The 24,858-nt window shown below is 35.5% G+C and carries 26 protein-coding genes; 7 read left to right on the top strand and 19 right to left on the bottom strand.

Going from position 1 to position 24,858, the window contains the following annotated elements; translation table 11 throughout:
- Positions 1-57 precede the first annotated feature (57 nt).
- Positions 58-756 (bottom strand): DUF1826 domain-containing protein, encoded by a 699-nt coding sequence (locus H560_RS0114265; RefSeq protein WP_027380675.1) that lies wholly within the window; start codon positions 754-756, stop codon positions 58-60.
- Between the two features lie 386 nt (positions 757-1,142).
- Between H560_RS0114265 and H560_RS22470 the strand changes: the two genes are divergently transcribed.
- The 4 genes from H560_RS22470 to H560_RS21670 all read left to right on the top strand — a co-directional run bounded on the left by H560_RS22470 (position 1,143) and on the right by H560_RS21670 (position 4,579).
- A complete protein-coding gene (locus tag H560_RS22470) occupies positions 1,143-2,168 on the top strand; it encodes a hypothetical protein (RefSeq protein WP_051289342.1) in 1,026 nt (341 codons plus the stop codon).
- 565 nt (positions 2,169-2,733) lie between these two features.
- Entirely contained in the window at positions 2,734-3,297 is a 564-nt protein-coding gene (locus H560_RS0114255; protein WP_027380674.1) for a hypothetical protein, read from the top strand.
- 84 nt (positions 3,298-3,381) lie between these two features.
- Positions 3,382-4,098, top strand: coding sequence for an ABC transporter ATP-binding protein (locus H560_RS0114250; RefSeq protein WP_027380673.1), 717 nt, complete (start codon positions 3,382-3,384; stop codon positions 4,096-4,098).
- A gap of 73 nt (positions 4,099-4,171) precedes the next feature.
- A complete protein-coding gene (locus tag H560_RS21670; RefSeq protein WP_051289341.1) occupies positions 4,172-4,579 on the top strand; it encodes a hypothetical protein in 408 nt (135 codons plus the stop codon).
- A 34-nt stretch (positions 4,580-4,613) separates the two neighbouring features.
- Here the strand turns inward: H560_RS21670 and H560_RS0114240 are convergent, their stop codons facing one another.
- The 16 genes from H560_RS0114240 to H560_RS0114160 form a co-directional block, all read right to left on the bottom strand.
- On the bottom strand, positions 4,614-5,408 hold the full coding sequence (locus H560_RS0114240; RefSeq protein WP_027380672.1) for a patatin-like phospholipase family protein: 795 nt from the start codon (positions 5,406-5,408) through the stop codon (positions 4,614-4,616).
- A gap of 76 nt (positions 5,409-5,484) precedes the next feature.
- On the bottom strand, positions 5,485-6,081 hold the full coding sequence (locus H560_RS0114235; protein WP_027380671.1) for a hypothetical protein: 597 nt from the start codon (positions 6,079-6,081) through the stop codon (positions 5,485-5,487).
- A gap of 61 nt (positions 6,082-6,142) precedes the next feature.
- On the bottom strand, positions 6,143-6,757 hold the full coding sequence (locus H560_RS0114230; protein ID WP_027380670.1) for a PH domain-containing protein: 615 nt from the start codon (positions 6,755-6,757) through the stop codon (positions 6,143-6,145).
- Positions 6,758-6,777: 20 nt separating this feature from the next.
- The gene (gene lpdA / locus H560_RS0114225) at positions 6,778-8,166 is read right to left on the bottom strand and encodes a dihydrolipoyl dehydrogenase (protein WP_027380669.1); all 1,389 of its coding nucleotides are present in this window, start codon (positions 8,164-8,166) and stop codon (positions 6,778-6,780) included.
- 164 nt (positions 8,167-8,330) lie between these two features.
- Entirely contained in the window at positions 8,331-8,600 is a 270-nt protein-coding gene (locus H560_RS0114220; protein ID WP_027380668.1) for a hypothetical protein, read from the bottom strand.
- Between the two features lie 211 nt (positions 8,601-8,811).
- A complete protein-coding gene (locus H560_RS21665; protein WP_316929361.1) occupies positions 8,812-10,005 on the bottom strand; it encodes a PQQ-dependent sugar dehydrogenase in 1,194 nt (397 codons plus the stop codon).
- A 108-nt stretch (positions 10,006-10,113) separates the two neighbouring features.
- Positions 10,114-12,771 carry a glycoside hydrolase family 3 N-terminal domain-containing protein gene (locus tag H560_RS0114210; protein WP_027380667.1) on the bottom strand — a complete coding sequence of 886 codons (2,658 nt, stop codon included), beginning with the start codon at positions 12,769-12,771 and terminating at the stop codon, positions 10,114-10,116.
- Complete coding sequence (locus tag H560_RS0114205; RefSeq protein ID WP_027380666.1) at positions 12,771-14,213, bottom strand: alpha-L-fucosidase; 1,443 nt, start codon at positions 14,211-14,213, stop codon at positions 12,771-12,773. The genes H560_RS0114210 and H560_RS0114205 overlap by 1 nt, the downstream gene beginning before the upstream one ends.
- An 89-nt stretch (positions 14,214-14,302) precedes the next feature.
- A complete protein-coding gene (locus H560_RS0114200) occupies positions 14,303-15,196 on the bottom strand; it encodes a TIGR01777 family oxidoreductase (protein ID WP_027380665.1) in 894 nt (297 codons plus the stop codon).
- Between the two features lie 27 nt (positions 15,197-15,223).
- Positions 15,224-15,928 (bottom strand): YqjF family protein, encoded by a 705-nt coding sequence (locus H560_RS0114195; RefSeq protein WP_027380664.1) that lies wholly within the window; start codon positions 15,926-15,928, stop codon positions 15,224-15,226.
- An 87-nt stretch (positions 15,929-16,015) separates the two neighbouring features.
- Positions 16,016-16,492, bottom strand: coding sequence for an SRPBCC family protein (locus H560_RS0114190; protein WP_027380663.1), 477 nt, complete (start codon positions 16,490-16,492; stop codon positions 16,016-16,018).
- On the bottom strand, positions 16,489-17,301 hold the full coding sequence (locus tag H560_RS0114185; RefSeq protein ID WP_027380662.1) for a DCC1-like thiol-disulfide oxidoreductase family protein: 813 nt from the start codon (positions 17,299-17,301) through the stop codon (positions 16,489-16,491). The genes H560_RS0114190 and H560_RS0114185 overlap by 4 nt, the downstream gene beginning before the upstream one ends.
- The gene (locus tag H560_RS0114180) at positions 17,288-17,707 is read right to left on the bottom strand and encodes a hypothetical protein (protein ID WP_027380661.1); all 420 of its coding nucleotides are present in this window, start codon (positions 17,705-17,707) and stop codon (positions 17,288-17,290) included. The genes H560_RS0114185 and H560_RS0114180 overlap by 14 nt, the downstream gene beginning before the upstream one ends.
- A 143-nt stretch (positions 17,708-17,850) precedes the next feature.
- Positions 17,851-18,354, bottom strand: a complete 504-nt coding sequence (locus H560_RS0114175) for a GbsR/MarR family transcriptional regulator (RefSeq protein WP_027380660.1) — start codon at positions 18,352-18,354, stop codon at positions 17,851-17,853.
- Positions 18,355-18,479: 125 nt separating this feature from the next.
- The gene (locus H560_RS0114165) at positions 18,480-19,586 is read right to left on the bottom strand and encodes a TonB-dependent receptor (RefSeq protein ID WP_027380659.1); all 1,107 of its coding nucleotides are present in this window, start codon (positions 19,584-19,586) and stop codon (positions 18,480-18,482) included.
- Between the two features lie 10 nt (positions 19,587-19,596).
- Positions 19,597-20,115, bottom strand: a complete 519-nt coding sequence (locus H560_RS0114160; protein ID WP_027380658.1) for an RNA polymerase sigma factor — start codon at positions 20,113-20,115, stop codon at positions 19,597-19,599.
- A gap of 282 nt (positions 20,116-20,397) precedes the next feature.
- On the opposite strand from H560_RS0114160, the gene H560_RS0114155 reads away from it, so the two are divergent.
- Positions 20,398-21,600, top strand: coding sequence for a C1 family peptidase (locus tag H560_RS0114155; protein ID WP_027380657.1), 1,203 nt, complete (start codon positions 20,398-20,400; stop codon positions 21,598-21,600).
- Positions 21,601-21,903: 303 nt separating this feature from the next.
- Here H560_RS0114155 and H560_RS0114150 read toward each other — a convergent pair whose 3' ends face one another.
- Positions 21,904-22,965 (bottom strand): NADH:flavin oxidoreductase, encoded by a 1,062-nt coding sequence (locus H560_RS0114150; protein WP_027380656.1) that lies wholly within the window; start codon positions 22,963-22,965, stop codon positions 21,904-21,906.
- A 272-nt stretch (positions 22,966-23,237) separates the two neighbouring features.
- On the opposite strand from H560_RS0114150, the gene H560_RS0114145 reads away from it, so the two are divergent.
- Positions 23,238-23,627 (top strand): winged helix-turn-helix transcriptional regulator, encoded by a 390-nt coding sequence (locus H560_RS0114145; RefSeq protein ID WP_027380655.1) that lies wholly within the window; start codon positions 23,238-23,240, stop codon positions 23,625-23,627.
- 168 nt (positions 23,628-23,795) lie between these two features.
- Positions 23,796-24,365: a GNAT family N-acetyltransferase gene (locus H560_RS0114140; RefSeq protein ID WP_027380654.1), complete on the top strand. Its 570-nt coding sequence runs from the start codon at positions 23,796-23,798 to the stop codon at positions 24,363-24,365.
- A gap of 206 nt (positions 24,366-24,571) precedes the next feature.
- On the opposite strand, the gene H560_RS0114130 is transcribed toward H560_RS0114140, so the two are convergent.
- On the bottom strand, positions 24,572-24,858 hold a 287-nt coding region (locus H560_RS0114130), incomplete at its 5' end, for an IS3 family transposase (protein WP_027380653.1).

Here is a 24,858-nt window from a genome sequence, read left to right as displayed (position 1 = left end):
TAAAATATCGTATTTCTTTTTTATAGAAGCATTTATTTCTTGTTTAGAACTCTCCTGTCAGCAAATCAAAATCAGCCGGTATTCACCGTCATTTTCCCGAGGTGCCCGGTGAACACACGGTAAAACCTTCTGTTTCGGATGATCTACTGCCAATTTCCAAAGGTTTCCTATTCCCAGATTAACGGGCCGGGCTCCGGGCTTTGGCTGGTAATGCAGATCAAAATAATTATCCTTTAAAAAAGTTTCAAAATCATCATTCAGTCCGTTATGCAACTCTTTTAGTCTTTCTCTGATCTGCGGAACCAGGATGTTCTGGATGCTCTGGTCATTTGGCAGAATATCACTTGCGGCACCAAAATATGTACATAAAAAGGTATCTGTTTCAACAGGTGAGCGATCGACGTGATAAGAATAAACATCTGTTGAAATAAAATCAAATTCTTCATCCCTTTCATAATTTTTCAGCAGATTAACTGAAGGCTGCGCCCCGAAATCAGACAGCAACTCTACATCATTGATGATTATTTGCCGGGCTGTGTTACCCTCTTCAGTTAAATTCAGTGCAAGAAGATCATCAATGGAAACTTCTGTAATATTTTCCTTCAAAGGAAGCTTTGATACAATTTCCTTAAAATCACCGGACAGGTTTCTTTGCCAGAAAATTGCATTCACATCCCCATGAAAGCGGGTTCCTGTAAGTTCCGAAAAAGAAGAAACAACTTCTATTTGCGGGCTGTCAGATAATGTGTTGTTCATAATTTAGGAATAATAAAGCTTCCTCAGACTGTAAAATTAAGCATTTTGAAAATACATTAATAAAATGTAAATCCCAAATTCTTCTATACTTAACCTATTTTGATTTAATTTTAAAAAACATGCAGTATTCCTCATAAAAAACACCTAAAGTTTCAAAATAGCCAGTATTAATCAGGTTTTTATTAAGTATTATTCATACAATAGTGAATTCTATTCCAAATTATTTCTCTTTTATGACTAAACTTTAATTTTTTATATTAAGTTAACTTATTTTTTCATATAAAACCTCACAATTAACAGTATTAACACACTATAAAACAATACTTTACATTTAAATGGTGCACTTTTGGAAATAATCTGATTACTAATTTTAAAAAAACATAGGAATGAAAAAGTTATTTTTCTCAATTATCACATTAAGTGTTATTAGCATTACAATTAACGCACAGGTAGGTATTAATACTACCAAACCGGCAGCTACTCTGGATATAGTAGCTAAAAATCAACGAGGATCCTCCCCTACTGCAGACGGACTTCTGATTCCGAGGGTAGACAGACAGAGAGCTCAAAGTATGAAGAGCGTAGAAACATCCACCCTTATTTACATCAATGATATTTCTACCGGGTCTCAAACCGGTACTGCAACAAATATTGATAGTACAGGATATTATTATTTTAATGGTACAGCATGGGTAAAACTTACCGGAGCAGGCGGCTCAAACACAAACATCTATAATTCTGACAGTACCCTTACAGGAAACAGGATAGTAACACAGAATGATAAATCCTTAAAATTTAATTCTACTATTACCAATGCTTTTTCTGTAGATGATAAAACATTTTCCGTAGATGCAGCAAATAACCGCGTTGGGATAGGAACGACTACTCCGGCAGCAACCTTGGACCTTAAAGGAAATATGATTTTAGGCCAGGCTGCTGCTACGAATCAAACTTCAACCTACTCTACTGTTGTAAGAGACAATGTTACAGGTGAGCTGAAAGTCTCGCAATCATCGACAGGAAATACATTCCCTATCAGCTATATAACATTTGAGCTAAAAAATGCTTATGGAGACTGGGTGAAAGACTATAACACCAAAATAAACTCAAGCGATTACACCGTAGCCGTAATCGGAAGCACATTTATAGACCCTACAGACCCAAAAGGAACTTTTCTTAAAGGCGAGCAGGAAGGCTTTAGCCCACTTAATCTCTCCGCTTTTTCTTCTGGAGGAACGTGGCATATAACCGCAGACTACTTCGGGTCAAAACCTACTTCCAGAAGAAACGGAAACTGGACTATAAGATGCCTTGTCATCAGTAAAAGCCTTATCCAGACTATTCCAACTGTGAATGAAGATATGGGCGGCAGTAACACAAAAACAGCAGCTAATCCGCCATCCGGATTATAATATTTTTAGAGATTTTAATTACAGACGAAGCCGGCGGAATGCCGGTTTTGTTTTTTGTTTTTTGTTCTTAAGCAAAGTTTAATATTTTAATTATCTTTGCCGTTCGAATATTTAATACGCACACAATGAAAAAAATTTTTGTCTATAATTTATATGACATTCTAAACCCCTCAAAGAAAAGATCTTTAGTTTTTAAATCTTTAATTCAAATAATTTAAAATAAAAATTAGGTGAATACTGATTTATTTAAACAGATTTAACAATATTTTAAATTAACATTCATTTTTGAAAAGCCCTCAATCCTTTCTGCTGAATTTCAGTGAATTACTGTAGATCAGCCGGATGAAAAATTATAAATACATTTCTCCACAGAATGTATAAAAATCTTATAATCAATTGTTTGAACATTGGTTTCAATTAATAATGATATGCATAGCATCAGGCTTTCAGTAAAGATGGATATTAAAAAAAAGTATTACTTTTGCTTAAAAGAATAAAAATTGTTTATTCGCTTTTTATTCCTAAATTAGGTACACCAATTTTATGAAACATTAAAAATCATCGCATGAAAAAAATAATTCTACTTTTTACGTGTATGTTCGGTATCTCGGTTTTCTCACAGATTAAAGTGTTGAAAAACGAAGCCTTGGTGGAAATTGGTAAAGATAATTCTGTCGGCTTATATAAAAAAGATGAGAACTATACCGTTAATTATCAGGATCTTAACACAGCCAACCTCAATACCTTCAGATCATTTTCTTTTCAGAACATGAACGGGGATGTTTCCGGCCTGTATGATCTTATTACCGGCGGATTAGCCAATACTCCGGAGAGCAACATTGTTCTGGAACTTCCCAATGATATTATCGAGCTTCATTATGAAAAAAACTTCGGACAGCCGACTGTTCAGTTTATCCAATATATTAATAAGAATAAAAAATACGTTGGTAAATCACAATTCTTAAACAAAAAGCAGGTAGATAAAATCTTTGGTAAATTGAACGGAAAATCTGCCCTGTACGGCAAACCAGCCACCATGAACAATGTAAATTCAGCCAAATCCGGAACAAATACAGCCTCAACAGCTGCTCCGGCTTCCAGCAATAAAACAAAAAAATCAAGGAAATAATTTCAATTTTTAAAATATTAAATCAGCTCATTCATCCGAATGAGTTTTTTTATTTTTATTTTTGCAAAAAGATCATTACGAATTATGTCTCTTCAAATAAATAATTTAACCAAAAAATTCGGTGACCAAACCGCGCTGAATTCTATAAACATAACCATTGATAAGAACGAAATCATAGGGCTTCTGGGGCCTAACGGAGCGGGAAAATCCACTTTGATGAAGTCGATTGTCGGTGCTTTGAAAATAGATGAAGGTGAAATAATTTTTAACGGAAAAAATATTACGGAAAACGAGATAGAAAGCAAAAAAAACATTGGCTTCCTGCCTGAAAATAATCCGCTTTATCTGGAGATGTATGTAAAAGAATATTTACAATTCGTAGCTAATATTCATAAAATTCCGGAAACAAGAGTAGATGAGGTTATTGAACTTGTAGGAATTACTCCTGAAAAATCAAAGAAAATAGGGCAGCTTTCCAAAGGATACAAACAAAGAGTCGGTCTTGCACAGGCCATTATTCACCAGCCGGATTTACTAATTCTTGATGAACCTACGAATGGTCTTGACCCCAATCAAATCATTGAAATCCGTAATGTGGTAAAAGAAATCGGGCAGCAAAAAACGGTTTTACTTTCCACCCACATCATGCAGGAGGTGGAAGCACTCTGTTCACGTGTGATTCTGATCCATAAAGGAAATATTCTTCAGGACGGCCCAATTGATGAATTTAAAGGAAAATTCAGCAGTCTGGAAGAAGCCTTTGCCCACTATACCCAGACTGAAGTGGAAACTGATCATTAATGCCTTAAATTTGATGAACATACATCACAATAAACATTAAAACAATGATTAAAAAATAGTATTAGCGGGATTTTTGGTTGTTAATTTCTCCCTGGCTTTTGCCGGAAACCTTGAAAAAAAAACTGTTTTACAATCGAATGATGGTAAAGAGCTTTATCAAAAAGTTCCAAAAACTGTTATTATTAAAACAAAGAAGTTTAAAATAAGAATTGATCAGCAGCCTAACGGCAAATATCTTTATCAATCCTGGGCTGCCAATGCTAAAATAACTTCAAAACCCAGCATGATCATTAGTGACGGAGAACTTATTCCTGACGGTACAGGAGGAAACTATTATTATGAATTTAATAACAAAGGGTACAATTACCAAATCTGGAGAAACTACCTTACAGAAACAAAAATGCCTCCCTATACGCTTATGGTAAGTGATCCAAACGGAAAAACCATTGTAAATCAGGACGGAAATATCGTTAAAAATTAAAAAATATAACTCTCGCTTTGAAAGCGGGAGTTTTTTATGTTCCGAAAGGTTTCAGATAGAAGCTGCTTTCATTAAAGCTGTCTTTTGCGGCGTTGTATCCTATCTTGAAAATTTGTTCCAGCCTGTCTTTTCTTCTTTCAAAAGTTCCGTATGTAGATAATTCCTGTGATGAAATGAACCAGTCGCAATATTCAAACTTTATTTTTTCGATTCTGTAGGAAAGAAGGTCGTAGGAGCGAGAAACTATAGCTTTGATGGATTTCAGATCATCGATTTTGATATCATGCGGCGGAGAAACAAAAACTCCTATCAGCTTTTCACAATCATCCCTGATAATATCTGCAGGAAAATTATTGAGAACTCCCCCATCACAATACATTTCGTCACCAATGATGTACGGAGTGGTAATTCCCGGAATGGAACAGGAAGCAATAATGGCGTCCACTACTTTGAAATCTTTATCAAATATTTTTTCTGTTCCGCGAACGAGCTCTGTAGCAACAATTTTTACTTCTTTGTCCAGATCACCCAGTTTCATATCACCAAAAATAGGATGAAGATAGTTCCTGAAGATCACGGAAGAAACCAATCCCGGCTGATTAAACGCAAAATGCTTCCAGTTGAAGAAATAAACCGAATTAAAAAACTCTAAAATTTCCTCAGGAGTTTTCCCCATAGCGTACAGGCATCCTACAATAGAACCCGCGCTGCAACAGGACAAAACATCAATTTCAATATTCTTTTCCCTCAAGAATTTTAAAACTCCTGCATGTGCAATACCCTTGGTACCGCCTCCCGATAAAACTAGGCCTACTTTTTCAAAATTCATAGAATAAAATTAATAAATCAGGTTGACAAAACCGGATTAATTTTTCTTAAATAATTTATTTTAACAAGTACAAAGATTACTTCTTATCATACAACTTAAGCACCTTCAAAAAATCTTCATCATCTGCCATATAATCGATTGACTGAGAAATGTCCGCATATCTGCCCATTTTTTCTTTTAGCAGAGCTTTAGCCCCGGGTAACTTAAAATGTATTTCCGTGATGCTTTTGCTCTGATTATCTTTAAGGTAATCGGTTTCAGAAGTTTTATAGGTGTAAATTCTCCCGGAATAGGAATTGAGTCGGTACCAGGTTGTTTTCTTTCCCGTAAACATCACTTGAAGAAGCCCCAGATCTTTGGAAAGAATTGCTTTTGAATCTACAAATTTCCGTATGTTTTTTTTATTATCCGTAATTTCCATATACTGGATATCTTTCTCATAGACTTTCGTTTTTTTACCGGCATTTAAAACAGTCATCTGACGGATGTAAGTATCGGGAGAAAACTCTTCATCTGTATAAATTCCGAGATTCAGCACCCTGGATTTTATAGTATCCGTAGAGTTTTTAAGAATATATTTTACCGGAAAATAAGTTTCCTGAAGCGGATTCTCCTTTTGAGAAAACAACAATCCAAAACATAAAACCAGCAGAAATGAGGTAATTTTTTTCATAGTTAACAGTTAAAAAAAGCCCAGAAAAATCCGGGCTTTATGTATGGGTGTAAATCAATATTTAGTTATTAATATACTTTTCAAAAATTCTTGAGAAATCTTTTTGGTTATATTTATCAAAACTGGTGGTATTCCAGGCAAAAATATACTCATTGATTGCTCTTAATTCCTGACTTTTCGAAACGTTTTCCTGCTTTCCGGAAGCTACAGACGTGATGGCTTTCTGTATGCTGTCATTAGAAAAATTCAACAAAGAGTGGTTGTGATGAACTTCCTGCTGAATCGCCAAAAGAGCCTTATAAAGGTCTTTCAACTGATCTACCTGACCTTTTGCAACACTTATGATTAAAGGAACATTCCCGATATTAAATGAAATTTCAACGTCCAGGTCAATAGTTCCGGCAGTCTGCAACGCTATATTAGAAAAAGGAAACTGATAATATTCATATCTTCTCAATACTCTTTTCTTATCCAAAGCGCTTGCCCCGTCAATATGGATCAATGCTCTGTTTGTAAAGCAGTATTCATCTCTTTTAGATTTAATTAGAAAGAAAATTTTCTCATTATCTTCCGATAAGATATAATCATCAGAATCTACCTTATCATAATCCTGAGAAGGAATAATCTTACCGATATCACCTAGTCCTAATGCTTCCGCAGCTAATTTTTTAAACATCCCTGTATTTTTTATTGTTATTAAATATGAATAACTTCTCCGTAAGCTGCAGCAGCTGCTTCCATAATTGCCTCAGAAACAGTTGGGTGTGGGTGGATAGACTTGATGATCTCATGACCTGTAGTCTCCAGTTTTCTGGCAACAACAGCTTCAGCAACCATATCCGTAACGCCTTCTCCGATCATGTGGCAGCCTAACCATTCACCATATTTAGCATCAAAAATAACTTTGATGAAACCGTCCGTATTTCCGTTTGCAGTAGCTTTTCCACTTGCAGAAAGAGGGAATTTACCAACTTTGATTTCGTACCCTTTTTCTTTAGCCTGCTTTTCTGTAAGACCTACAGACGCTACTTCAGGGTGGCAGTAAGTACATCCGGGGATATTGCCGTAGTCAATTTTTTCTACATGCATTCCCTTGATTTTTTCAACACAAGTGATTCCTTCCGCAGAAGCAACGTGTGCCAACGCCTGAGTAGGAATCAAATCTCCGATTGCGTAATATCCCGGAACTGAAGTTTCGTACCATTCGTTTACTAAAACTCTGCCTTTATCTGTTTGGATTCCAACTTCCTCAAGGCCAATATTTTCGATGTTTGCAGCAATTCCTACAGCAGATAATAAAATATCAGCTTCAAGGGTAATATTTCCTTTAGCAGTTTTTACCGTTGCCTTTACACCTTCACCAGATGTATCAACGCTTTCTACAGAAGCATTGGTCATGATTTCGATCCCTGATTTTTTCAGAGACTTCTCAAGGTGTTTAGAGATTTCCTCATCTTCTACAGGAACGATATTCGGCATAAATTCCACAACCGTTACTTTTGTACCCATTGTATTATAGAAATCAGCAAATTCTACCCCGATCGCTCCGGAACCTACTACAATCATAGATTTTGGCTGCTCAGGAAGAGATAATGCCTGTCTGTACCCGATTACTTTTTTACCATCCTGTGGTAAGTTCGGTAATTCTCTTGAACGGGCTCCTGTAGCGATAATGATGTGAGTTCCTGTATATTCAGTTACTTTTCCGTCTTTATCTGTAACAGAAACCTTTTTACCTTTTTGTACTTTTGCAGTTCCTAAAATGACGTCAATTTTATTCTTTTTCATTAAGAATTCAATTCCTTTGCTCATTTTATTAGCTACACCACGGCTTCTCTGAATTACGTTCGGAAACTCGAAAGAGGCTTCCACTTTGTTTAAACCATAATCTTCAGCGTGATTAATATAATGAAAAACCTGAGCAGATTTCAATAAAGCTTTCGTTGGAATACATCCCCAGTTAAGACAGATACCTCCCAAATTTTCTTTTTCGATAATTGCAGTTTTGAAACCCAATTGTGCAGCTCTGATAGCTGTAACATATCCACCAGGACCACTTCCGATGACAATAATATCGTAATTCATTAGTTTAAAATTTTTATGCGAATTTAAGGAAAAATATTGGATGTATAACCTTTCCTTGTAATGATCTGCGGATACTTTTTTAAGATTAATCTTATTTAATTTCCAATAAAAAAGAGAACACAAAAATGTGCTCTCCTGATACCAATAATTTACCGGTGAAATCGTTACAGCTTTCTAAGCAGCTGCTTTTCGGCCTGATATTTTTTATTTAATGCTCTTATCTGATCCTGCTTCATTTTTTTGCTTAGAAGCGGGTGATTCAGAATCATTTTCTTTTCTGTATTGTATTTTTTGTCGAGCTCACGGGCTTTACTGCTAACCATTTCCCCTTTAGACGGGTGCGGCGGTGCAGGCGGGCGTGGTGGAAGCTTCTGAGCAAACGCATTTGCCGACAAGCCAAATAACAATAGTGTTGAAATAAAAAACTTTTTCATGACATTTACTTTTTTGAATGAATTATAATTCATTTCAGTTCAGGTAAATATTTGCATATATCATACCACAATTTTTTAAAGCTTTCTTAAAATTTACTTTGCATACGAAACCCTCCATACAATGCCGCTCACATCATCTGCAACAAGGATGGATCCGTCCGCAATCTGCAAAACACCCACCGGCCTGCCATAAACATCTCCTTTTTCTTTATCAGCAATAAAACCTGTAAGAAATGGCTGGTAAGGCCCGCTTGCCTCCCCCCTTTTTAAAAGGTACAAACGCTACCTGATAACCCGCTAGCTGAGATCTGTTCCATGAGCCATGTTGCCCGATGAATGCTCCGTTTTTATATTTCTCCGGAAATTGGCTTCCCGTGTAAAAAGTTAATCCCAATGAAGCCGTATGACTTCCCAATGGCACATCAGGAACAATAGTTTTCGCAACAAGATCTGGCTTTTCCCCTTTCCTGCGTGGGTCTTCATTTTTCCCGAAGTAAGCGTAAGGCCAGCCATAAAATGCTCCTTTTTTAACACTGGTAAGATAATCCGGAACCAGCTTGTCGCCCAGCTCATCTCTTTCGTTGACCACAGTCCAGAGTTCACCTGTAGCCGGATTCCAGCTCATCCCGACCGGATTTCGAAGGCCCGCAGCATAGATTATCTCTCCGGTACCGTCCGGGTTTACCTCCAGGATATTGGCTCTTCTTACCTCATTTTCCATTCCATTTTCCCCTACATTGCTGCCCGAGCCAACGGAAATATATATTTTCGACTGATCTTTATTTGTAATTAAATTTCTCGTCCAGTGGTTGTTATAGCCACCCGCAGGAAGATTCACGATTTTTTTACCGGGGCTTGTCATTTTGGTATCGCCTGCTTTGTAAGGATACACCCAAAGTCCGTCTGTATTGGCGACATAAAATTTATCTTTAATGATAAGCATTCCGAACGGCTGGTTCAGATTTTCCATAAATACGGAGGAAGATTCCGGGACACCATTTTTGTCAGCATCCCTGTACATCATGATTTTATTGGCGGATTGGCCTCCAACTTCGGCTTTGCTTTTCCCGGTAATATCATTTTTTACTTTTTCAGTGGCTGACCGTTCAGAATTGGAAAGTACTACAAAAACATCTCCGTTTGGAGCCTGAATCATGTTTCGCGGGCTTTTAATCTTTTCCGCAAAACGTGTTACCGTAAAGCCTTCCGGTGCCTTCGGGCTCTTATCAGCAGGCCATCCGATCACATTACTGAATTTGTTTTTAGCATTTTTCTCATCCGGTGGCGGAAGCTTTAAAGTATTGGTTTGGGTGGCGACTTCTGCAGTTTTAGAAAGTTCCTGCTTTTTGTGGTCTTTACAGCTGAAAATAAGCAGAGCAGCCGCAGGTAAAAGGTAATTTTTCATATGTAAAAGTGATGATTGGTTTTCTCGATTTCACCATTAAATTACAAAAATTATTCCTTTAAAATATTTTTATAAAAATCAAATATTACAAATTATTTACATCAATAATCAATTAACCTCAATATTTTGTTTTAAAGGAAGGTTTTTTGAAGAATTTCCTACAAAAATTCTGTACGTTCCTTTTTCTACAATCCAGTTCATTTTTTCGTCTAAAAACTGTAATTCTTTCACCGGAACTTCAATGGAAATCTTTTTGGATTCTCCCGGCTTTAACTCTACTTTTTGAAATCCTTTCAGCTCAATAATGGGCCTTGAAACCGAGGCCAGTAAATCCCTGATATATAATTGAACCACTTCACTTCCTGCTCTTGAGCCAGTATTTTTTACGTTAATTTTTGCGACAATAGTATCGTTTTCAGAATATTTTGACTGATTTAATTGTAAATCAGAAATTTCAAAAGTCGTATAACTTAGTCCAAATCCAAAAGGATATAGCGGTTCACCGCTCAAATCGTGATAATCATTTCCCCGCCCTGTTGGATGATGGTTGTACGTCAAAGGCAATTGCCCTTCCTCAAAAGGAAATGTAACCGGCAATTTTCCAGATGGATTTTCTGCTCCGAAAAGTACTTTTGCCACTGCATTTCCGCCTTCTTCTCCCGGATACCAGACATCGAGAATTGCCCCTACTTTATCTTTCCAATCGGTAGTCTTAATTGCAGAACCACCCACCAAAACTACCGTTACCGGCTTATTAAGCTTTGAAACTTCCTGAATAAACTTTTCCTGATTTCCTGGAAGGCTCAGCGAAGACCTGTCCTGAAATTCACCTTCATGAATTCCGGCTGTAACGATGATGTAATCTGCATTTTGAGCCAGTTTTAAAGCTTCATTAAAATCTTTCTGGTTATCATTCAAACCATAATTCCAGATCAGTTCAATATTTGCTTCGCCCCTGTTTTCGTGGAATTCAACAATAATATCAGACTTCTGATCTTTCACAAAATCCACCTCAACGGTTTTGGTTGAATAACTTAATTTTTCCCAATTGTCGATTAACAGTTTTCCGTTTATATACAATCTGAAGCCGTCATTTCCACGAAGCCCGACCTGATATTTTCCGGAATCCGGAGCTTCCAGTTTTCCTGTCCAGCGAATACTGTAATTATCGGGCTGCAGCTTTTCAGGATTTGGAGAATACAGTGTCCATTTAAAGTTTAATTGTTCGTCTTGCTTTTCAAACGAAGGATTTCCTTTTAGATCAGCATTGGGAAAGTAATTTCCTTTTAAACCTTTATTATTTTCTGAAGATAAAAATTCGGTTGGAACTGTTGTAAAACGCTTTAAATTCCAATCAATTCCTTTTGAATAATTTACTTCAATATTTTTATTTTTAGTGAAATTTTTAATTCCATCCAGAATACTTACCTTCTTATTTCCCGGCCCGGAATAACCGCCTAATCTTGCATCAACAGCATCCCTGCCAACCACCAAAATCTTTTTATAATTTTCAGAAACCGGAAGCGTTTGATTAGTATTTTGAAGCAAAACAAAAGATTCCACCGCCGTTTTTTCAGCTAAAGGCTTGTGATTTATTTTCTTTAATTCATTCATATCTTTTTTAGAAACGTAGGGATTTTCAAACAAGCCTAATTCAAATTTTGCCCGTAAAACTCTTGCCACTGCATCATCAATTCTTTCCTTTGAAATTCTTCCATCCAGAAACGGGGGAATAAACAGTTTATAATGTTGATATTCTGTCTGAAAAATCACATCAAGACCAGCATTGATCGCCTGTGCAGAAGCATCGTCATAATCTTTAGCTGTAAAATGGAGAACATTCGCACCACCAACTGCGCTTGCATCGCTGATCACAAAACCTTTGAAATCCCAATCATTCTTTAATTTTTCTGTTAAGAGCCAATGATTCGCTGTGGAAGGCCTTCCGTCCAACAAATTATAAGAAGTCATCACAGAACGGCTTTTCCCCTGTTGAAAGGCTTTTTGAAAAGGAATTAAATGCGTTTCCTCCAAATATCTTTTGCTCCAGTGAATAGAATATGAATCCCGGCCGCCTTCACCCACATTCGCCAGGAAATGTTTCGGAGTCGTGATAATTCCCTGATTTTCAAAGGAAGTGACAAAATTCACCCCCATTACCGAAGTCAAAAACGGATCTTCACCATAGGTTTCTTCGGTTCTTCCCCAACGAACATCGCTCGCTAAATTCACAACGGGTGTAAGAATCTGACGTATTCCTCTCAGCTTAGATTCCTTCGCAATCGCTGTTGAAACTTCTTTCATCAATTCAGGATTGAAAGTTGCAGATAAACCGATTGCCTGCGGAAATGACGTTGCACCCTCCCGCATTAATCCGTGTAAAGCTTCATCAAAAGGGATAATAGGAATGCCCAATCTGGATTCTTCAACGAAATATTTTTGAATGGCATTGATTTTTTTTGCGAGCCTTTCCGCATCTTCACTGGCATTGTATTTCAACATCTGTCCCGCAGCTCCGCCACCCTGATTTCCCGCACTCACCTGCAATCCGAAAATTCCGTGAGAATACTTACCTTTCGGAACATTATCCAAATCTCCGGGAATCATGAAACACTGCCAGAATTTTTCTTCCGGCGTCATGCGTTTCAATAAATCCTGAACTCTTGCTTCAACAGGCTGTTTCGGGTCTTTATATAATGGCTTTTGTCCAAAAACCGATACAAAACCCAACAGCGAAATCCCGACTGCTATAAATCTCAACTTCATTATTGAGTTATTTGAATTACAGTTGAATATTTTAGCTGATTTTTGTTTTTCGGCAAATTAATTTCAATAGAATTTCCTGTTTTCTTCCATTGAATTTTACCTGATAATCCTAGAATTTTTAATGCTTTTGGGTTAAACCTTTCAGGAATTTTAAAATTTAACACGGAAGGAGCCTCATAAGATTTCTTTTCATCTAAGTGAAAAATATTTATTGTTTTTCCGTCTTTGCTTTGAGTGTAATAAAAATCTCCGTCATGATAAGGCTCAACACTTCTTGTTGCAAAAACTGCGGACTGATTTTTATCCATCCAGGCCGAAATTTCTTTCAACCTTTCGTAAACAACAGCGTCATAATCTCCATTGGGCCCGGGAGCAATATTCATCAGATAATTCCCTCCTCTTGATATGATTTTTACTAAAGTTTCAACAATCTTTTGAGAAGATTTATAATTATCATTCGGAACATAAGAAAAAGAATCTCCCATTGTGATGCAGCTCTCCCACGGAATCGGAAGCGCGTGCTCAGGAACAGCCTGCTCCGGCGTTACATAATTCTCCCATTTCCCTGAAACAGTGCGGTCTACAATGATAATTCCGGGCTGATTTTTTCTGGCCATATTCCCGATTTTATCCATATCGATATCCTGCTCAACCTTGATGGTTCTCTGCCATTCTACTTTAGGGTCAATAGTATTGAACGGGCGAACCCAGCCGCCATCCAGCCAGAGAATATCTATTTTACCGTAGTTTGATGTGATTTCGTTCAGCTGATTAAATGTAAAATTTTTGAAGCTGTTCCATTTTTCAGGATATTTTTTGGGATCATAATTTACATTTCTGTCTTTTGGCGGAAAATAAGACCACCAATAATCATCGGAATGCCAATCAGGTTTTGAGAAATAAGCCCCGATTTTAAAGCCTTCTTTTCGGAATGTATTGAAAATTTCTTTCGTAACATCCGCTTTCGGATTTTTAGAAAAAGGAGTTTTTGAAGATGTAATTTTGTAATCAGACTGCTTAGTATCAAACATTGCAAAGCCGTCATGATGCTTAGTTGTGAAAACCACATATTTCATTCCTGCTTTTTTCACTGCATCTGCCCATTTCTTTGGATTAAATTGTACAGGATTAAAAGTAGTTTGAAGATTTTCATAGTTCTTCACATATTCATAGTAAGATTTTCCGTGTTCCGGTTTTCTTTGTGTCCAGGATTCATCTTCCGGGCAAAGGCTCCAGCTTTCTACAATTCCCCACTGGCTGTAGGTTCCCCAATGCATAAAAAGCCCGAATTTTAAATCCTGCCAGTTTTCAAGATTCTGAATGACAAGCGGATCCGTAGGTTTTTGATAACCCTCTGAAACATTGTGAGCCTGAGAAAAACAGGTAACAGATGTTAATAATGATGAGAAAAATAAGGCTTTTGCTTTTTGTCTGATTAGCATTGAAGTTAATTTTCGCTAATTTAATATTTAACCACAAATTCCAATCACAAAAGACCTAATTTTTTATTGATTTACGTATGTTTATTGGATTATATTAATTTTTTAAATGCAAGTTCAATGGTAGGATAAAAAAATTGAAAACCATTTTTAACCAATTTTTCAGGATAAACGTTTCTGCTTTTTAATAATAATTCTGTCTCTGTCTTTAGGAAAACTGATGCGATTTCCAACTGCCACACAGGAGCATTTAATCCAAATGGAATTTTCATTTCTGCCCTGAGCTTTTTCATGAAATCTTTGTTTGACAGAGGATTTGGGGCGGTTACGTTAATGGCTCCATCCATATTTTCGTTATCAATAATGTATTCTATAATTCTGCAAAAATCGTCAATATGTATCCAGCTTATGTTTTGATTTCCCCTTCCCTGCTTGCCTCCCAAGCCTAGCTTTGTAATTAGTTTTAATTTTGGAAAAGCTCCTCCGTTGTTTCCTAACACGATTGAAGTCCGTAAAGCTACTTTTCGTACATTTTCTGTTTTTGCTTTAAAAAATTCTTTTTCCCAGCTTTTACAGATGTTCATTGAAAAATCATCGCCTATTATTCCGTGTTCTTCTGTATTCAGCCTTGTTTCTGAGTGAATATAAATGGTTGCTGAGCTCGCATTCATCCATATTTTAGGCTTATTTATACAAGTATCAATTGCCTGCTGAAGAACTTTTGTACTATCAATTCTGGAAGAATAAATTTCTTTTTTATTTTTCTCCGTGTACCTGCAGTCAACAGATTTTCCTGTGAGATTGATGAGAACATCTGCGTTTTCGAGCAAATTTTTCCAGTCACCTATGGTATTTGCATCCCAGTGGATTTCATTTTCACGTTTTGGATTTCTTGTTAAAATATAAACCTCGTTTCCTTTTCCGTTAAAATATTTTTCTAAATTTTTTCCCAGAAATCCGGTTCCGGCGGCGATTATTATTTTCATTTTTTAAGTGTTTTAGAGTTGAATTATTTAAGCAAGATATTTCTTTGTCTTCACTTCAATTTCAGAACCTTCTGCGAGCATTACGGATAATGGTTTTTGATGATTTAAATATTCAAAGTCATTTCCGTAGATTTTTTGGAAATCTATCTCAAGCTGATGATTTTTCACAAGATAATAACCCCATTTTGGGTGGCAGACTTCATATTCAGATGTTTTATTTTCTTTTTTTGAGAACCCGTAATAATGCTCGGTAATGAATTCAAATTCGGAATTGTCTTCCATTTTTAAAAGTTCATTTTCTGCAGTAATCTCGATGGAATGCCAGTTTTTGTCTTTCCATGAATATTTTATCATGAGTTCTTTATTTTTTTCCGTAATTGAATTCTTCATCTGCATGGTTTTATAATTTTCTTTATACACCGAATTGGCGACAAAGCTTAAAGCTGGTTTCGGAACAATTTCCCTGATGAAGACCACTCCTCTTTTCCAATAATTTCCTTCTTTCTTCTTTACGTAAAATCTTAAATTGACTTCTTCAAAATTTCTGTGAAAAGGAATGGGAAGGCCTAGTAATTTAGTATTTAAAAACATAAAACCCACAAGACTCACATAACATTTACCCTGATAAAAATCGAGTTCGGTTCCTTTTGGAAGGTATTTGATTAGAATTTCCGGATTTATTTCGTAATTGATGATGGCTAATTTTCGCCATTCTGCTTTTAAGAAGTTCATTATTCTATTGATGACTAAAGTTAATAATTTTATTAGTTTTGAGATCCTTCGACTTCGCTCAGGATGACATTTCTAATACTAAGTGTTTTAACGCTCGCTTCGCTCGCGCTTGGATATTTTCTCTGCAGTTGATTTAATCAATTGATTTCGTTCCAAAAGAAATTTTTTCATATAATTTTTAAGAAATACTGCATTAAAAAATTTCCCGATAATTCCGAATGGAGATTGAAATTCAAAAATATCGATCATTAGTGTGTTTTTGCCCTTTTGTTTAAAAATATGCTGATGTTTCATTGATTTGAAAGCGCCTTTTTGCATAACGTCAATAAATTCATAAGGTTTTTCCATGCTGATAATCTTTGTTGTTAAAGTCTGATAGACGCCCAGATGTTTTGCTTTCCAGGTTACAGTTTCATTCTCTTCAATAAGCCCCGAAATCCTTCCTGCAATCGCTTTTTCATTTGTTTTAGATGTAGATTTTTGGTGTAAGTCTATGTCTCTTGACAAATCGAAAACAGTTTGAGTATCTGCTCTAATGAAAGTTTCTAAAATAATCCTGGTCATATTAACATTAATAAGGTTAATACTAAGATCCTGTATATCATCCAGCTTAGCGTAGGAAGAAAATTCAGCTGTAAAATCCTGCATCGTCTCAGGTGTTCCAGGAACATGATGAAAACTACAATTCCAAAGTATAGGATATTGAAATTCAAGCTTCCATTAAGAAATAGTGCAGGGATTAAAAGGATGGTCCCGATCAGGGAAACTGTCATCATATTGCCAAGATAATTCCACATTTTTTCCTTTACATATGATTTTAAAAACAGAGTCTGCCAGGCAATCTGACCTAAACAAACAGCAAATTCCCTTGCGAAATTCTGCCCTGAAAACAGTCCCAATTTTGACGTAAACAGACTTAAAATAAAGGATGAAAAAAATATTACAAAAGTAATGTAAAACAGTCGGTATTTTAAGTTGAAGTCCGGTGTACAGGAATTGTCTATGTTTTGATAATCTTTTGCAGACGGAATAATCTGTTTTCTGTTATAAGAAACAAAATAATACAGCTTTTTGAAAAACCAATACAAAGGCTTTATTCTGGCTATTTTTTCCAATGTAGGAAATGAATTCCCTATAATTAAAAGTAAGCTATCCAAACCGTAAATCACTTTATTTTTTTCGTTATCAACTAAAGCGATTTCATTTTTTGCCCTTTGAAAATCGATAATATTTTTATTGCTTGCAGTCAGTTCTGTAAAAGCTTCTCTTCCGTTAGTATCAAGCATTCCTGCTTTAATGAAGCCTTTTGAATAGATTTTGCACATTGGGCATTCATTGTCGTAGATGAGGGTGTGGTTTTTAAGTGTTTTCATTATTTTGTTTTTTTAATTCATTTAATTTATCGTAGTCATTATCGCAAATCAAATAGTAAATAATTGCTAAAACGGGTGTTCCGAAAAGTCCAAAACAAAGAATCGAGCTCCAAAATTCATGTAAATATTCATTTGAAAATCTTGAGTTCCCGGGAATTAACATGGCAATAAAACTTATCATGAAAACCATGCTGATGAAATAGTAAATTTTGAATAAATTACTCTTTACATACTGTTTTGAGAAAAATTTTACATTCGAACTGATGATATGATTGATCGCGAGTAAAAAGTAAACAACAATACAAATACCTTTCTGAAAGACAACCATATCTAAAAATAAAGCGATAAAAAATGCAATAGTAAGACCTGTCTGGATATAGTAATCCCTGATAATAAATTTTTCCATGATAATTTTTTTATAGTTAATTTTTTGAATGTAATCCGAAATATAAAATCAGAAATAAATGAATGATTAAATTTTTCATAATTATGGTATTTTCAATAATTTTTGAAAGTTAGATTTAAATAAAAAAGGATTTGAGGTCCTTTCTATTTTAATAAGTTGGTAATTTTACCTACCAGCCAGTGATCATCACTCTTTATAGCAAGATCCATGATATTGTTGATTTTCCCTGTTACCGAGCTGAAATCTTCCATTAAACTGATAAACTCTTTTGCTCCTTCAGAATCTTTGTCTTCAATATTTTTCAGTTCTTCCAGGAATGAAATTACAGGTTCTATTTCTCTTTTTCTGCGCTCTTTTGTAATTTGTTTAAACAAAAACCACACATCTTTTTCTGCTACAAAATATTCTTTTCTTTCTCCCTTTACAAACTCTTTTTTCACAATTCCCCAATCCATCAAAGCTCTCAGGTTCATATTGGCATTTCCTCTGGAAATTTCCAATTGTTCCATCACTTCATCCGTAGAAAGGGGTTTTCCGTTGGCAAGAAGCAAGGCATGAACCTGCGCCATCGTACGGTTGATTCCCCAATTGGTTGCAAATGTTCCCCAGGTCTGAATATATTTTTCTTTGGCTTCTGAAAGTTTCATGTATCAATCTTTTTCTATTACAAATGTGATTATAATTTTTGAACTTTCAATAATTTTTGAAAATAATTATTTGAAAATTTATATTTTAAATGTAAACAATTGATTACCAATATTAAAAAATAACTTTATTTATTTTTAGTCTCATCATTTTCAAGTAATTTATACAGTCTTTTCTTTTCTTTTTCAGATATAGACTTCGTGATGACTACAATTACACCATTCCTTGCATTTTCTCCTGAAAACAATGATACAGCTTTATCGCCTTTCAAAACAGTTACAGCTTCTATTTTTTTTGGGTCTAGAGTTCTGAATGTTTCAATATCGGAAATCTTCCCGTCTATAACTACCATTGGATTCTTTTCCGCCTGAGCCGAACCACGAATACTGATCGACATATCCACCTGCCCGGAATTTGGCTTTCCTGAAATAGAATTGATCTTCACTCCCGCAGCCGAACCGTTAAGGGAATTCACGAACACCTTGCTGCCGGTTTTATTTCCCTGGTCCGAAGCGGCAATTGCTTTTTTCAGATTCATTTTTTCTTTATTATAAGCAAGGATTTCGGGCTCTTTCGCAGGTGCTTTTGAAGCAAAAACACTAGGATAATTCACATCAGCAGTATCTGCTACTCCACTCAAACCGGAAATTTTCACTTTTGATGAAGAAGCCGTAGATTCGGAAATCATTGCTGTTTTTTTCCTTTGAGCACCCAGCAATACTACCTCTTCAAGGCTTTGCCTGCCCAAGGTATCTGCAGTTCTCCCGGAATTTATCACCATATCGTCATGCTGTGGTGCCTGAGGAGCTGCAGTCTCAAAAACAGGGGAAGATAAAGGTGGTGAAGCCAGCGTCGGAGCCTGTTGGAATGCCATTTTTGAAGGCTCAGGCGGTAAAATATCTTTTTGAATATTGGCTTTCACAGTACTGTCGATCTCTTGAATACTTTCCGGAGCGGAGACAGCTGTGCTTTTTGGTATTTCATTTTGTACAATAGCAGATTTTGCAATTGGGGTTTCATCTTTATCATTAAAATAAAAAATTCCAAAACCTATCAGTAAAGAAGCAGCAATACCGTAAGAAATCCACATCGGGAATACCTTTTTCTTTTCTTTTTTCTGATCCAATTTTTCTTCAACACTGCTCCATACTTTTTCAAACCCCGGAAAAGTCGCAGGTTCCTCTGTTTTTGAGGCGTCGCTGAATGTTTTATCTATATCGTGATTGTTTTCCATTTCTTAAAGTTTAAATGTTTTGATTTACCAGAAGCTCCTGAAGTTTTTTTCTTGCAAAATTGAGCTGTGATTTTGATGTACCTTCACTGATGGAAAGCATCACCGCGATCTCTTTATGAGGATATCCTTCAATGGCAAAAAGATTGAAAATTGCCCTGCAGCCTTCCGGCAGAAAGTTTAACAGGCTTAAAATATCTTTTTCAAACGAAATATTTTCCAGTGTGGAATCTGAGGCATGGATATGGTTTTCATCTAAAGAAATATGCAATGCTTTATTGGCTCTTAATTTCTGCAGGCATTCATTAACAGCTATTTTCCTTGCCCAGGCCTCGAAAATATCAGGATTCTGAAGCTGATTCAGTTTGGTGAAAATTTTATAAAAGCTGTCTGCCAAAACTTCCTCAATATCTTCATCATTTTTCAGATAACGCCGGCAGACGGAATACAGCTTTCCCGCCATTATTTCGTAGACCTTCCGCTGTGCGTTGCGGTCGTTCCTCTGACATTCTAATAGTAGCTCTTTTTGCATAAATAAGGCTTTATATAAGTATAGATGCAGAAAGTATCAAACAGGTTGGAACCATTGTAAAACTTTTTTTAAAAATAGTGAAAAGATAGAGAAGATGGGGCAAAAAGGCTAAAAAGCAAATTTGCCAATTGCGGATCATCATTGCGTAATTTTTTTCAACTAATTTTTAACGCAAACGGCCAATTTGCCTTTTATCAAATAAAAACAAAATTCCATTTAACTTTTCAGCTTGTAACAAATCTTTATTACAAACGACTATTCTTTTAAATACCTTATTTAGTAATGAAAAATAGAAAATTGGTGTCATTACTTTTTGTTTTGTCTGCAGGAAGTATGATGTTTGCTCAGGATGATTTAATCAACAAATTAAAAAACAATCAATCCCAAAATGCTAATTTCCAGTTTACCACACTGAAAGATGTGGGTGCAACTTCAGTGAAAAACCAGGGTTCTTCAGGTACGTGCTGGAGCTATTCGGGGAATTCTTTCCTTGAATCTGAAATGCAGAGAATGGGCAAAAAGCCGGTAGATCTGGCAGAAATTTTCACTGCAAGAAATTCTTATCATGACAAAGCAAAATTATATGTTCTAAATAATGGTGCTATCAACTGGGGAGACGGAGGCGAGCTTCATGATGTGATCAATATGTATAAAAAATACGGTGCAGTTCCTCAGGAAGTGTACACTGGTTTGAAAGAAGGGCAGACTTTGAATAACTTCAAGGAAATGCAGGACAAATTAAAGCCGGTTTTAGACAGCCTTGTTCAGGCTTCTCAAAAAGGAAAGCTGACGGATAACTGGATGACTGCCGTAGATTCTATCCTTGATCAATATTTAGGAAAAGTTCCTTCAAACTTTACTTATCAGGGAAAAAATTATACTCCTCATACCTTTGCAAAGGAAGTTGTAGGGATTACTCCTGAAGATTATGTAGAAATTTCTTCATATAAAGATTATCCTTATTATCAAAAATTCGTAGTTCCTATTCCTGATAACTGGAGCCACGATTCTGACTGGAACGTTCCAATGAAAGACTTAACGGCTATCATCGACAATGCTGTAAATAAAGGATATTCCGTAGGCTGGGCAACAGATGTTTCTGAGCCTTATTTCTCCTATAAAAACGGTGTGGCGTATGTTCCGGACATGGATCTTGATCAGATTACCAAAGAAAACACAGGCACATTGTTCACCGAGCCTAAAAAAGACAAAACCATTACTGAAGATATGCGCCAGAAAGCACTTAACAACCTTTCTACAACGGATGATCACGGTATGCATATCGTAGGCCTCGCAAAAGACCAGACCGGAAAAGAATATTATATGGTGAAAAACTCATGGGGTGTAACCAATGATTTCGAAGGTTACCTATATGCAACAAAACCTTACATCGAGTACAAATCAACTGCGATTCTGGTTCATAAAGATGCCCTGCCGAAAAGCATCAAAAAACAATTGAAGCCAACAAAAAACATTGGCTTATAAAAAGATCACTTTTTGCCTTTTAATGGCATTAGATATTTAAATCTGTTAAAAAGACCGTTTTCAATTTTGGAAACGGTTTTATTTTTTGTTTTAACCGCATAATTTTTTTACCATTAACCAAATTAAAACCGGCTTTCAGAAATTCTGAAAGCCGGTTTCGTTTAAAAATTTAAATAGGTAAATCAAGATATGTATAAAATGTCAACAGTGAATTTTGTTTCGCAAGTGAATAGTAATAGTCAATTCAGAAAAGTTGTAAAATCCAATTGACAGCGAAACAAATTCACCATTAACAATTAATTCTTAGTATAAAGTCGCTAAGCTTTCCGCTGAAAAGTCTAAAATCTCTTCTGTATTTCCTTCTTTTATCTTTTTCGCCCAAAGCGGATCCTGAAGCAATGCACGACCAACTGCAACAAGATCAAAATCTCCTCTTTCGAGTCTTCTTGTAACTTCATTTAAGTCTGTTTTTTCAGTTCCCTGCCCGGCAAAAGTACCCATGACATCACCTTCCAGGCCTACTGAACCCACTGTAATTGTTGGCTGACCCGTGATTTTTTTTGCCCATCCTGCAAAATTCAAATCAGACCCTTCAAATTCAGGTTCCCAGAAACGGCGCTGCGAACAATGGAAAATATCAACACCTGCTTCTTTAAGCGGTAATAACCAGTCTTCCATTTCTGCCGGTGTATTGGCTAATTTTGTTTTATAATCCTGCTGTTTCCACTGGGAAAGACGCAGAATAATAGTGAAATCCTCACCTACTGCAGCTCTGATGGCCTTTACAACATCCACTGCAAAACGGCTTCTTTCTTTAATATTTTTACCGCCATATTCATCTGTTCTGGTATTGGTAACTTCCCAGAAAAACTGGTCGATCAGGTATCCGTGCGCTCCATGAATTTCAGCGACATCAAAACCCAGGTCTTTCGCTGATTTTGCTGATGCAGCAAACTGCGCAATGGTATCCTGAATATCTTCTAAAGTCATCGTGGAAGCTTTTTCCGTATCAATCAGAGGATAATCTGCGGAGCTTCTTGTATCCCCTACGTGCCAGATCTGCGGTCCCATTTTTCCTCTTTTTTCATGAACGGCATCAATGACGTTTTTCCAGCCATTCAGTGCTTCTGTTCCGTAAAAATCAGGAATATTCTGCATGTTTTTTGAAGCCGGCCTGTTGATAACGGTTCCTTCGGAGATGATTAACCCTACTTCAGATTCTGCTCTTCTGGCATAATAATCTGCAATAGCCTGAGTCGGGACACCATTGTCCGACTGAACTCTCGTCATAGGAGCCATTACGATTCTATTTTTTAGATGTAAATTCTTGTATTGAAACGTTTTAAATAATGATTCTGTGCTCATTTTTAAATGTATTTTTATAATTGTTACACAAAGTAACTAATAATAGTTCATATTTGTATCTTTTATGAAAAAAAGTGGTAACTTCGCGGTAACTTACATTAGTAACATAAAAGTAACGATGAATTTTTGCAATGAATAGTATTTTTTAACCACAAAAGATTATTACATGTAAGTTTTTAAGTTCATTTATAAATCGCAAATAAGACATAAGTTTTAAAAATCTCAGGTTTTTACTTTTGTTGTTTAATTTTAATTAGTTTTAAATAAGTGTCATGAAAAAAAGCGAATTAATGGAATACAGCTGTCCTCTTGGTAAAGCGATGTCAGCCTTAGGAAGCAAATGGAAGCCTATTATTGTATTGGTAATTAAAGACCGAAAATTGCGTTTCGGAGAGCTTGCTGTAAGAATAAATGTGATCTCCAGAAAGGTTTTAACCGACCAATTGCGCGAAATGGAGTCTGATGGATTGGTGATCCGTGAAGAGTTTAAGGAAATCCCTCCAAGAGTAGAATATTCATTAACGGAAAAAGGGTTGGCGCTGTTGCCGATTTTATACCAATTGGAAGAATGGGAAACGAAATATCATGTGTATGATCCTGAAAAAGCAAAGGATTGTAAGACGCTTTTGGAAGAGAAGAAAGTGAAAAAGGCTGCTATGTGATTGTATTTTTTATTCTTAATATAAAAATTAAATCAAAAATTAATTTTAAAAGAAAAATATAATATCTATGCTAATTAATTAAAACTAAATATTTAAAATATTGATTTTCAAAATATCCTGCTTTGTAATTTTTATGTTATTTCATACTTTTGAGAAAAACAACAATGAATGAAAAAAGCAACCTTTGAAGACAAGGAAAAGGCAGTTGATATTTTATGTCAGGCTTTTATTGATGTTCTTATCCCCAATTCTATAAATTTTGTCGTTAAAAGTTCAGGAAACAGATATGAAAGGCTAAAGGCCTTAATGGAATTTCAATTTGATTTGTCAATACTGAATGGAAGCGTATTTTTAAGTGACGATCAAAAAGGATGTATTTTATACTTAGACAAATTTAATTTCAGTTTTCAAAAAATTTGGCTGGAATTAAAGTTATTATTTAAATGTGTAGGTATTGAAAATACTTTTAAAATTTTAAAACGAGAAAAACTCTTAAAAAAATTCCATCCAAAAGAAAAATTTATTCACCTATGGTTAATGGCTGTAGTTCCGAATCAACAAGGAAATGGAATTGGATCAAAATTATTAAAAGAGTCTATGAACCATTATGAGCATGAACTCATATATGTGGAAACAACTACTCTGGAAAATAGGAATTTTTATAAGCAAAATGGTTTTACAATTTTCCATGAGACTTTCGAATTAGACTATCCTCTTTATTTTTTGAAATATGTTTAATACGGAAATTTGTATCAGTACATTTATTCATATTGTAATTTTTGTACTATTAATAATTATTGTTTCTGTTCAATTAATTTTAGTTTGGAAACGTAGAGACAGAATTTTTTATCTAAAATTTTTAGGATTAGTTATTGCAGGATTACTATATAATATTGTTGAAGGGTGAACTTGCAACTATTTTTGAGACAAAATTTATATACTCTTTATGCTACATTTTTAGATTGATTAGACATTAAATTTTGATACTCTCTTATGGTTAAATTTCCTAAAGCTGAATGCCTTCTCTGGGTGTTGTAAAATGTTTCTATATATTCAAACACAGAGTTTTTGGCGTGGTCTCTAGTTTCATATTTATTTTGATAGACAAGTTCGGTTTTCAGAGTTTTGAAAAAACTCTCCGCTACAGCATTATCATAGCAATTTCCCTTTCCACTCATACTTCGGGTAATATTTTTCCCGACTATTGACGTAAATTCTGTGCACGCATACT

It is taken from the genome of Chryseobacterium daeguense DSM 19388 (assembly GCF_000430825.1).
In the GTDB taxonomy this organism is placed as follows: Bacteria; Bacteroidota; Bacteroidia; order Flavobacteriales; family Weeksellaceae; genus Chryseobacterium; species Chryseobacterium daeguense.
This window is presented reverse-complemented; position numbering and strand designations above follow the sequence as displayed.